Genomic DNA, 9,827 nt, shown 5'->3' on the forward strand with positions numbered 1-9,827 from the left:
GGGGGCTAGCGGGTAGCGCAAGGTCCGAATAGCCGGCGGCGAAGATTGTGGCCAGTGTCGAAGACACGACCGCCGATCGGGACGAGAGTGAACGCATCACCAATCCGGATCGACAGGAGCGCCATGACCGCCTCACTGACCCGCAGCGCGCACACCGCCTCTCTGATCGACGGCGAGATCGTCGAGGAGAACTAGTTCGGCTCGATGCGCCGCGTCACCGCCGACAATCTGCCCATCCTCGAGAGGCTTTCGATCAAGCGGGTACTGCTGAACCCGGGGTCAATGCGCACACCGCACTGGCACGCCAACGCCAACGAATTGACCTACTGCGTGCGCGGAACCGCGTTAATGTCGGTGCTCGACAACCACAACCAGTCACCAGCTTCATCGTGACGGGCGGCCAGATGTTCCACGCCGCGTCCGGCTCGCTGCACCACATCGAGAACATCGGTGAGGACGTCGCGGAGTTCATCATCGCCTTCCGCCACGAGCGTCCCGAGGACTTCGGATTGGGTGCCACATTTGGCGCGTTCACCGACGCGGTGCTGGGCAACACCTACGACCTGCTCGCCGCCGACTTCTCGAAGATCCACCGCGACACCACCGATCGCAAGCTGGCCGCGCGAGTGGGCGATCCGGAGATCCCCGCGTCGGCGTACTTCGAGGATCCCCACAAATTCGACATCGCAGCGCAGGCCCCGGGGCTGAACTACGTCAGCGGCAATGCGCGCTTCGCCCGCGACCAATTCTGGCCGGCGCTGAAGGACATCTCGATGTACTCGCTACGCGTCGCGGAAAGCGTTATGCGCGAACCGCATTGGCATCCCGTGACGGCAGAGATGGGCTACGTTCAGCAGGGCGAGGCGCGGATGACGATCATGAATCCCGATGGGACGCTCGACACGTGGAACCTCACCACCGGCGACATGTACTTCATTCCGCGCGCCTACCCGCATCACATCGAGAACATCGGCACCCAGGACTGGCACTTCCTGATTTTCTTCGATCAACCGTTCCCCGCCGACATCGGATACCGCGCATCGGCGAGCGCCTACTCCGGGGAGGTGCTGGCCGCCGCCTTCAACACCCACATCGACGATCTGCCGAATTTCCCGTTCACGCCGATCGATCCGTTGATCGTCGACCGCAAGAACCCCGTCGACGCCTGACGCACGTGCGCAGTCTCGGCGAAGCCGGTGATTACGAGCGCAGCGACTCGGTGTCGATCACGAAGCGGTAGCGCACATCGCTGGCGAGCACCCGCTCATAGGCCTCGTTGATGTAATCGGGTGCAATGACCTCGATTTCGGGCCGTACGCCGTGCTCGGCGCAGAAGTCGAGCATCTCCTGGGTCTCGGCGATACCGCCGATCAGCGAACCCGCGATACGGCGCCGCCCGGCGATGAGCGCGCCGGCGGGCACCGCCATGGGGTGCTCCGGCATACCCAGTTCGACCAATGTTCCGTCGAGTGCGAGCAATCCGAGATAGCTGCCCAGATCGAGGTTGGCCGAGACGGTGTTGAGGATCAGATCGAAGGAGCCCCTCAGTTTCGCGAACGTCTCCGGGTCGGAAGTCGCGTAGTACTCGTCGGCGCCCAGTCGCAGGCCGTCCTCCATCTTCTTCAGCGACTGGCTCAGCACCGTGACGTGCGCGCCCATCGCGTGGGCGAGCTTGACGCCCATGTGGCCCAGGCCGCCAAGGCCGACGACCGCGACCCGGGTTCCGGGACCCGCATTCCAGTGGCGCAGAGGCGAATACAGCGTGATGCCGGCACAGAGCAACGGCGCCGCGGCGTCCAGCGGAAGGCTGTCAGGGATGTGGAGCGCGTAGTTCTCGTCCACGACGATCGCGCCGCTGTAGCCGCCCTGCGTCGGCTCACCGTCACGGCCCACGGCGTTGTAGGTGCCGACCATGCCCTTGGCGCAGTACTGCTCCTCACCCGCGCGGCACTGTGCGCATTCGCGGCAGGAATCGACGAAACAGCCGACGCCGACGCGATCGCCGATCTTGAACCCGGTGACGTCCGAACCGACCTCGGTGACGATGCCCGCAATCTCGTGTCCGGGCACGATCGGATACTTCGCGCGGCCCCATTCGTCGCGGACGGTGTGGATGTCGGAGTGACAAATGCCCGCGAAGTGGATGTCGAACGCCACGTCGTGCGGCCCGACGTCGCGGCGGGTGATGGTGGTTTTGGTCAATGGTTCAGACGCCGACGGCGCGGCATATGCGGCAACAGTGCTCATTACGACCTTCTTTTCGTTCAAGCGGCTATCGAGAAAAAGCCATCGCTGACGGTGCGACTGGCCCCAAAGGGTCAACGAGGCGGTCGGCTCCCATGATTCCGCGGCGAGCTGTGAGCTTGCTCCTAGAGACCTGCGGCCCGGAATGCGCCGTTGAACGACGTCCGTTCGTAGCGGGCGGCACCGGCCGAGGTGTACGGGTCGCGGTCGACGATGTCCTGCGCCTGCTCGGCGTCCATGTCGCCGGTGATCAGGATGGCGCCGGACTCGTCCTCCAGTCGGCCCGCCAGCACGATCCGGCCCGCGCTGACCTCGTCCTTGAGCCATTCGAGGTGGGCGGGTCGGGTCTCGTTGACGACCTCGGGCGGTTGCAGGTAGGTCGATCTCAAGACGTGGAACACGGCGTCAACGCTAATTGATCGGGGCGTTGAGCCATCGCAGGTCGTCGAGTATGCCGCGCGCGGCGACGATGCCCTCCCCGGTCTGCCACACCTCGTTGTTGACCGCGAACACCCGATCGTCGCGCGTGGCGCCCAGCTTCTTCCACGCGTCGCTTTCGAGCACCTCAGGTGCGCGGTCGCGTGCGGCGGGCGTATCGAAGGACAGGTAGACGATGTCGCCGTCGGCGATGGACAGGTCGGGACTGTCGGCGAGGTCGGTGTCGCTGATCCCCACCTCGACGTAGGGCTTGTCGGTAAAGCGTTGTGTCACAGGGCGATCGACACCGACATCGGAGAGCACGCTGCCGGGGAAGGTGTCGGCGCCGTAGACGCGCATCGTGGTGTCGGTGAACTGCACGACCGACGCCTGAAAATGTGCGGCGTCGTTGTCGGCTCCGGTCTTGTCGGCCGCCCGGTGGAACCCGTCGACCAGACCGTTCGCGGCGTCCTGGCGTCCGGTCGCGGCGCCCACCGTGCGCAGGTTGTCCTGCCACGCCGCACCCGGCGCCCCGGTGAACACCGTCGGCGCGATATCGGAGAGCGCGCCGAACGCTTCGGGCGTCAGCGCCTCTGAACCGACGATCACGTCGGGGTTCGCGGCGCGGATGGCGTCGAGGTCAGGTTCGCTGCGGGTGCCGACGCCCGGTACGTCGTGGATGACCTGCCCCAGGTACGACGGCTGGCTGTCGGAGCCGTCGGGCAGCGCGGCCCCCACCACCCGCGACTGCAGGCCCAGCGCACACAGTGCGTCGAGCTGGTCGCCGGACAGCACCACGATGCGCTGCGGGTCCGCGCGGACCTGTGTTTCGCCGGCGGCGTGACGCACCATGCGCTCGGGTGGGCCCGGGTCCACCGGCGTCGGTTCGGCCGCGCACGATTCGTCGGGCCGACGCTGATTGCCCAGCACACCCGCGTTCGCGATTCTCGTCGTGCTGGTGACGATCGTCTCGGCGGGCGCGGTGTCGGACGCCTCGTCGCCGGGGGAGCCGCACCCGCTGACCAGGGTCAGGCCGACGGCGGTCGTCAGCGCGGCCAGGCCCATCGTCCTGGTAGCCACGAGCGCCCTCCGCGAACCGCCGCTCAACACGTCGCCGACGGTAACATCCGGCCAGCTCCGGGGCGGAAAGCCGCGTGGCGGGCGATTACGACACTTTGTAGGACCGGCGAGCATCGCCGATGGAGCGGCAGTTAGGATTCATCGAGACAACCGCTGGATGTATGGAGGACCTGTTGGTAGCCGAAGCGCCCCCTATAGGAGAACTCGAGGCACGGCGTCCGTTCCCGGAGCGACTCGGCCCCAAGGGCAACCTCATCTACAAGCTCATCACCACGACCGATCACAAGATGATCGGCATCATGTACTGCGTCGCCTGCTTCATCTTCTTCTTCATCGGTGGGCTGATGGCGCTGTTCATGCGCACCGAGCTGGCGATGCCGGGGTTGCAGTTCCTGTCCAACGAGCAGTTCAACCAGCTGTTCACCATGCACGGCACGGTGATGCTGCTGTTCTATGCGACGCCGATCGTGTTCGGGTTCGCCAACCTGGTGCTGCCGCTGCAGATCGGCGCGCCGGACGTGGCCTTCCCGCGCCTGAACGCCCTGTCGTTCTGGCTGTTCCTGTTTGGCGCCCTGATCGCCATGGGTGGCTTCATCACCCCGGGCGGGGCCGCCGACTTCGGCTGGACCGCATATGCGCCGCTGAGCAACGCCATTCACTCGCCGGGCGCCGGCGGTGACTTGTGGATTCTGGGCCTGGCCGTCGGTGGTCTGGGCACGATCCTCGGCGGTGTCAACATGATCACCACTGTGGTCTGCATGCGCGCACCCGGTATGACGATGTTCCGGATGCCGATCTTCACCTGGAACATCCTGGTGACGTCGATCCTGGTGCTGCTGGCGTTCCCGATCCTGACCGCCGCGCTGTTCGGTCTGGCGGCCGACCGCCATCTCGGCGCGCACATCTACGACCCGGCCAACGGCGGCGTGCTGTTGTATCAGCACCTGTTCTGGTACTTCGGCCACCCCGAGGTGTACATCATCGCGCTGCCCTTCTTCGGCATCGTGTCGGAGATCTTCCCGGTCTTCGCGCGCAAGCCGATCTTCGGCTACACCACGCTGATCTACGCCACGCTGGCGATCGCGGCGCTCTCGGTGGCGGTGTGGGCGCACCACATGTACGCCACCGGCGCGGTCCTGCTGCCGTTCTTCTCCTTCATGACGTTCCTCATCGCCGTGCCGACCGGTATCAAGTTCTTCAACTGGATCGGCACGATGTGGAAAGGCCAGTTGACATTCGAGACACCGATGCTGTTCTCGGTGGGCTTCCTGCTGACATTCCTCCTGGGCGGTCTCTCGGGTGTGCTGCTGGCCAGCCCGCCGCTGGACTTCCACGTGACCGACTCCTACTTCGTCATCGCGCACTTCCATTACGTGCTGTTCGGCACGATCGTGTTCGCGACGTATGCGGGTATCTACTTCTGGTTCCCGAAGATGACGGGCCGACTGCTCGACGAGCGGCTGGGCAAGCTGCATTTCTGGCTGACGTTCATCGGCTTCCACACCACGTTCCTGGTGCAGCACTGGCTGGGTGACGAGGGTATGCCGCGCCGCTACGCGGACTACCTGCCGACGGACGGGTTCACCACGCTGAACGTCGTCTCGACCATCGGCGCGTTCATCCTCGGACTCTCGACGCTGCCGTTCGTGTGGAACGTGTTCAAGAGCTGGCGCTACGGCGAGCCGGTCACGGTCGATGATCCGTGGGGCTACGGCAACTCGCTGGAGTGGGCGACGTCGTGCCCGCCGCCGCGGCACAACTTCACCGAGCTGCCCCGAATCCGTTCGGAGCGTCCCGCGTTCGAGCTGCACTACCCGCACATGGTGGAGCGGATGCGCGCCGAGGCGCACGTCGGCCGCAGCCACGGCCCCGAGGACGGCGACGTGACACGGTTGGACGACGCGAACGTCCGCACCTGACGATCGCGGTATGACCGGTCAATCACGCGAGCGCGCGTCGCTGCTGATCACGGTCACGGGCCGCGACCAACCCGGCGTCACCTCGGCGTTGTTCGAGGTGCTGTCGCGCCACCAGGTCGAACTGCTCAACGTCGAACAGGTCGTGATTCGCGGCCGCCTGACGCTCGGCGTGCTCGTGTCCTGCTCGACAGAGGTCGCCGGGAGCTCGGCGCTTCGCGACGCGGTGGCGGCTGCCATCCGCGACGTGGGCCTCGACGTCACCATCGAGCGCAGTGACGGGGAACCCGTCATGCGGGAACCGTCGACCCACAGCATCGTCGTGCTGGGCCGTCCGATCACCGCCGAGGAGTTCGGCGTGGTGGCTCGCGAACTCGCGCGGCTCGAGGTGAACATCGACACGATCCGCGGAGTGTCCGATTACCCGGTCACGGGTTTGGAACTGCGGGTGTCGGTGCCGTCGCGCGCGGTCTTCGAGGAGCTGCAGCAGGCGCTGGCGCGCGTCGCGGTGGCCGAGGAGATCGACGTCGCAATCGAGGACTACAGCCTGACGCGACGGGCCAAGCGGCTCATCGTGTTCGACGTCGACTCGACCCTGATCCAGGGCGAGGTGATCGAGATGCTGGCGGCCAAGGTGGGAGCAGAAGCGGCGGTCGCCGAGGTCACCGAGGCGGCGATGCGCGGCGAACTGGACTTCGCCGAGTCGCTGCACCGTCGCGTGGCGACGCTCGCCGGCCTGCCCGCCTCGGTCCTCGACGACGTCGCCGAGCAGATCGAGTTGACCCCCGGCGCGCGGACCACCCTGCGTACGCTGCGGCGGCTGGGATACCACTGCGGCATCGTGTCGGGCGGCTTCCGGCAGGTGATCGAACCGCTCGCGCACGAATTGATGATGGACTTCGTCGCGGCGAACGAGCTCGAGATCGTCGACGGCAAGTTGACCGGCCGGGTGATCGGCCCGGTCATCGACCGGCCCGGAAAGGCCAAGGCGCTACGGGATTTCGCGCAGCAGGCCGGTGTCCCGATGGAACAGACGGTGGCCGTCGGTGACGGCGCCAACGACATCGACATGCTGGCCGCCGCGGGCCTGGGGGTGGCGTTCAACGCCAAGCCCGCGCTGCGGGAGGTCGCCGACGCGTCGCTGAGCCAGCCGTACCTGGACACCGTGCTGTTCATCCTGGGCATCACGCGCGGTGAGATCGAGGCCGCCGACGCCGTCGATGGCGTGGTCCGCCGGGTCGAGATCCCGGACTGATTCCTTAGACCACAACGGTTGTCGGCTCGGGTGCCGACAGCCCGGTGACGCTACGCCAGGCACGCGCCAGGAGCTCGACGGCCTCGCTCAACTGTTCCTCGGGCAGTGCGTAGGGCACGCGGACGAACCGCTCGAGGGTGCCGTCCACACCGAAGCGAGGGCCCGCGGGAAGCTCGAGTCCGAGCCGGGAGGCGGCCGCCGACAGCGCTGTGCTCATCGGGGCGGGCAGCCGCACCCACAACGACATGCCGCCCGCACCGGGGCCCGGCTCCCAGTCGGGCAGATGCCGGCTCAACAGAGCCAGCAGATAGGCACGACGACTGCGCAGGATCTCGCGCCGCTCCGGCAGCAACTCATCGTGGCGCGTGAGAAGCCTTGCGGCGGCGTACTGCTCGAGCACAGCGGTGCCCATGTCAATAGACGGGCGCAGGGCGGCGATGGTGGCGATCGTCGCACGCTCGGCGCGGATCCAGCCCACCCGTAGGCCGCCCCAGAACGACTTCGACATCGAACCGATGGTCAGCACGAGATCACGTCGCGAGGTCATCTCGGCGGCCACCGGCCCGGGCGCGGGTTCGTCGAGCCACATGTCGAGGATGGTCTCGTCGATGACCGTGCGGGTACGGGTCTCGGTGATGATGCGCGCCAACCGTTTTCGATCGGCGGCGGGCATGGTCATTCCGGTCGGGTTCTGATTGTCGGGGATCAGGTACGCCAGGGTCGGCGACACCTGGTGCAGCGCGTTCTGCAGCGCCTCGAGATCCCAGCCGTCCTCGGCCATCGCGACCGGGACGGGGCGTGCACCGGCGGTCGTGATCGACGACAGCGCACCGTGATACGTCGGTTGCTCGACGAGCACACGGTCGCCGGGCTGGATGTAGGTGGTGAGGATGAGGCCGATGGCGTGCAACGCGCCGGTGGTCACCATGATCTCATCCGGCTCGGTCGGAAGGCCTCGCTCGCAATATCTTTCGGCAATGGCCTCTCGCAGGGCCGGGACGCCGACGAGTTCGTGTCCCGGTGCGTGTAGATACGGCGTGACGTCGCGGGTGGCCTCGGCGAACGCCTCCATGACAGCGGCCGCCGGCGCCGACAGCGCGGCCGCGGCGAGGCTCACCGACGGGGGCGCGGTCTCGATGCGAGCCGCGGGCGCGACGGGAAGCGCCGTGGTGCTGCGCGCGCCGCGTCGGGCGTTGAGGTAGCCGTCCTCCCGCAACTGCGTGTAGGCCGCGGTGACCGTGGTGCGCGACACCCGCAGCGCGTCGGCGAGCGCGCGTTCGCTGGGCACGCGTGCGCCGACGGGTAAGCGCCCGTCGATGATCAGCAGGCGGATCGCGTCGGCCAGGCCCTGATACGCGGGGCCACTGCGACTGGATGTGCGCCAGTTGCCCAGCTCGCGGGCCAGTAGGTCCACATCGAGCGCACGCGCGGGCATCTCAAGCGTCATTGCAGGCCAGTATTGCCCAACTGGCTATTGAGAAGCAAGCCAGTTGGTCTCGATTATGGCGATATGAGCATGAACTGGATTCCCCGCCTGAGCCGGCGTCTCGCCGCTTCTTTCGCATGGCAACCGCCGGTCAGCCACTCCGATCACGTCGACCGCGACGCCGAGCGCATCGCCCGGGAATTAGAGCTGATCAAGTTGCGCTTTCCCCACCATGCGTAGGGGCGCGGCGCGCGGGTTGGTTCTCATGGTCGGGTTGGCCGGCTACGGCTTCTCGATGGCACTGATGGTGCGGGCGGGCCTCGGGCTGGACCCCTGGGACGTCTTCCACCAGGGCCTGGCCCGGCACACCGGGATGACGATCGGTGTGGCCTCGGCGATGGTCGGGGTGGCTGTGCTACTGGCTTGGATTCCGATGCGCAACCGGCCCGGTGTGGGCACCGTGGCCAACGTTCTCGTCATCGCGGTCACCGTCGACGCCGGCCTGTGGCTGCTGCCGACGCCCACCTCGCTGCCTCTGCGCATCGCGATGATGGTGGGCGCGGTGGTGCTCAACGCGATCAGCACCGTGCTCTACGTCGGCGCCGGACTCGGACCGGGTCCGCGCGATGGGTTGATGACCGGCCTCGTCGAACGCACCGGTCTGTCGGTGCGGTTGGTCCGCACTTCGATCGAGGCGACGGTGCTGGGGGTCGGGTGGCTGCTCGGCGGCACGGTCGGCGTCGGGACTGTCGTCTATGCGTTCGGGATCGGCCCGCTGGTGCAGTTCTTCTTGCGGATCACGCCGGAGAGGGTGGTGGAGGTCAGCGGGTGGGTTTCCGTCGCCGAGGCTCGCCGCAGGCGCGCGACAGGATCCGTCGCCGAGGCTCGCCGCAGGCGCGCGACAGGATCCGTCGCCGAGGCTCGCCGCAGGCGCGCGACAGGATCCGTCGCCGAGGCTCGCCGCAGGCGCGCGAGCGATTTGTGCGTGAAAACGATCGCTGGGCGAGCGAAATCACGCACAAGTCGCCTGACTACGATGGGCGAGTGCCCGCCGCCGAAGGAGATGCAGCCGACCCCGATGTGCTGATCGACTTCGCCAAGGTGTCACTGCGGCGCGGTGGTCAGACGCTGGTCGGGCCCATCACCTGGGCCGTCGAACTCGACGAACGCTGGGTGGTGATCGGCCCCAACGGCGCGGGAAAGACGTCGCTGCTGCGGATCGCCGCCGCGCTGGAGCACCCGTCGTCGGGCACCCGCTGCGACAACGCCGAACTGCTGAGGCCGACCCGCGCACGCAGTTCGGCCATGTCGGTTCGGCCGAGCCGTTCACCGAGCACATACGCCGTGCCCGACGACGGGTGCTCCAGCGCGGCGGCGATCCGCAGCAGCGACGTCTTTCCCGCGCCGTTGGGGCCGAACACCTGGCCGAGCGCAGATACGGCACGTTGTCCGAAGGCGAGCGCAAGCGCGTGCTGATCGCGCGGTCGAT

8 protein-coding genes and 3 pseudogenes are annotated in these 9,827 nt (G+C 67.2%); 6 read left to right on the forward strand and 5 right to left on the reverse strand.

Annotated elements, in window-relative coordinates:
- The first annotated feature begins 123 nt into the window (after window positions 1–123).
- Window positions 124–1,169: pseudogene (locus A5698_RS01020) on the forward strand (cupin domain-containing protein).
- A 31-nt stretch (window positions 1,170–1,200) separates the two neighbouring features.
- Here A5698_RS01020 and A5698_RS01025 read toward each other — a convergent pair.
- The 3 genes from A5698_RS01025 to A5698_RS01035 all read right to left on the reverse strand — a co-directional run bounded on the left by A5698_RS01025 (window position 1,201) and on the right by A5698_RS01035 (window position 3,726).
- Complete coding sequence (locus A5698_RS01025) at window positions 1,201–2,247, reverse strand: NAD(P)-dependent alcohol dehydrogenase (protein WP_068292186.1); 1,047 nt, start codon at window positions 2,245–2,247, stop codon at window positions 1,201–1,203.
- Window positions 2,248–2,369: 122 nt separating this feature from the next.
- Window positions 2,370–2,645 carry a YciI family protein gene (locus tag A5698_RS01030; protein ID WP_068292189.1) on the reverse strand — a complete coding sequence of 92 codons (276 nt, stop codon included), beginning with the start codon at window positions 2,643–2,645 and terminating at the stop codon, window positions 2,370–2,372.
- Between the two features lie 10 nt (window positions 2,646–2,655).
- Window positions 2,656–3,726 (reverse strand): iron-siderophore ABC transporter substrate-binding protein, encoded by a 1,071-nt coding sequence (locus tag A5698_RS01035; protein WP_068292192.1) that lies wholly within the window; start codon window positions 3,724–3,726, stop codon window positions 2,656–2,658.
- A gap of 188 nt (window positions 3,727–3,914) precedes the next feature.
- On the opposite strand from A5698_RS01035, the gene ctaD reads away from it, so the two are divergent.
- On the forward strand, window positions 3,915–5,660 hold the full coding sequence (ctaD, locus tag A5698_RS01040) for an aa3-type cytochrome oxidase subunit I (protein WP_068292211.1): 1,746 nt from the start codon (window positions 3,915–3,917) through the stop codon (window positions 5,658–5,660).
- 10 nt (window positions 5,661–5,670) lie between these two features.
- Window positions 5,671–6,912, forward strand: coding sequence for a phosphoserine phosphatase SerB (gene serB / locus A5698_RS01045; protein ID WP_068292194.1), 1,242 nt, complete (start codon window positions 5,671–5,673; stop codon window positions 6,910–6,912).
- A gap of 4 nt (window positions 6,913–6,916) precedes the next feature.
- Here serB and yczR read toward each other — a convergent pair whose 3' ends face one another.
- The gene (yczR, locus tag A5698_RS01050) at window positions 6,917–8,359 is read right to left on the reverse strand and encodes a MocR-like transcription factor YczR (RefSeq protein WP_068292198.1); all 1,443 of its coding nucleotides are present in this window, start codon (window positions 8,357–8,359) and stop codon (window positions 6,917–6,919) included.
- Between the two features lie 63 nt (window positions 8,360–8,422).
- Here yczR and A5698_RS28825 point away from each other — a divergent pair, with 63 nt between their 5' ends.
- The 3 genes and pseudogenes from A5698_RS28825 to A5698_RS29935 all read left to right on the forward strand — a co-directional run.
- A complete protein-coding gene (locus A5698_RS28825; protein WP_197506587.1) occupies window positions 8,423–8,578 on the forward strand; it encodes a hypothetical protein in 156 nt (51 codons plus the stop codon).
- A pseudogene (yczE, locus tag A5698_RS01055) lies at window positions 8,571–9,185 on the forward strand (membrane protein YczE); the annotation flags it as partial. The gene A5698_RS28825 and the pseudogene yczE, both read left to right, overlap by 8 nt.
- Window positions 9,186–9,319: 134 nt before the next feature.
- Window positions 9,320–9,565: pseudogene (locus tag A5698_RS29935) on the forward strand (hypothetical protein); the annotation flags it as partial.
- Here the strand turns inward: A5698_RS29935 and A5698_RS29940 are convergent.
- A complete protein-coding gene (locus A5698_RS29940; protein WP_502688854.1) occupies window positions 9,460–9,759 on the reverse strand; it encodes an ATP-binding cassette domain-containing protein in 300 nt (99 codons plus the stop codon). The pseudogene A5698_RS29935 and the gene A5698_RS29940 overlap by 106 nt on opposite strands.
- Window positions 9,760–9,827 lie beyond the last annotated feature (68 nt).

Source organism: Mycobacterium sp. E136, assembly GCF_001666865.1.
Taxonomy (GTDB): domain Bacteria; phylum Actinomycetota; class Actinomycetes; order Mycobacteriales; family Mycobacteriaceae; genus Mycobacterium.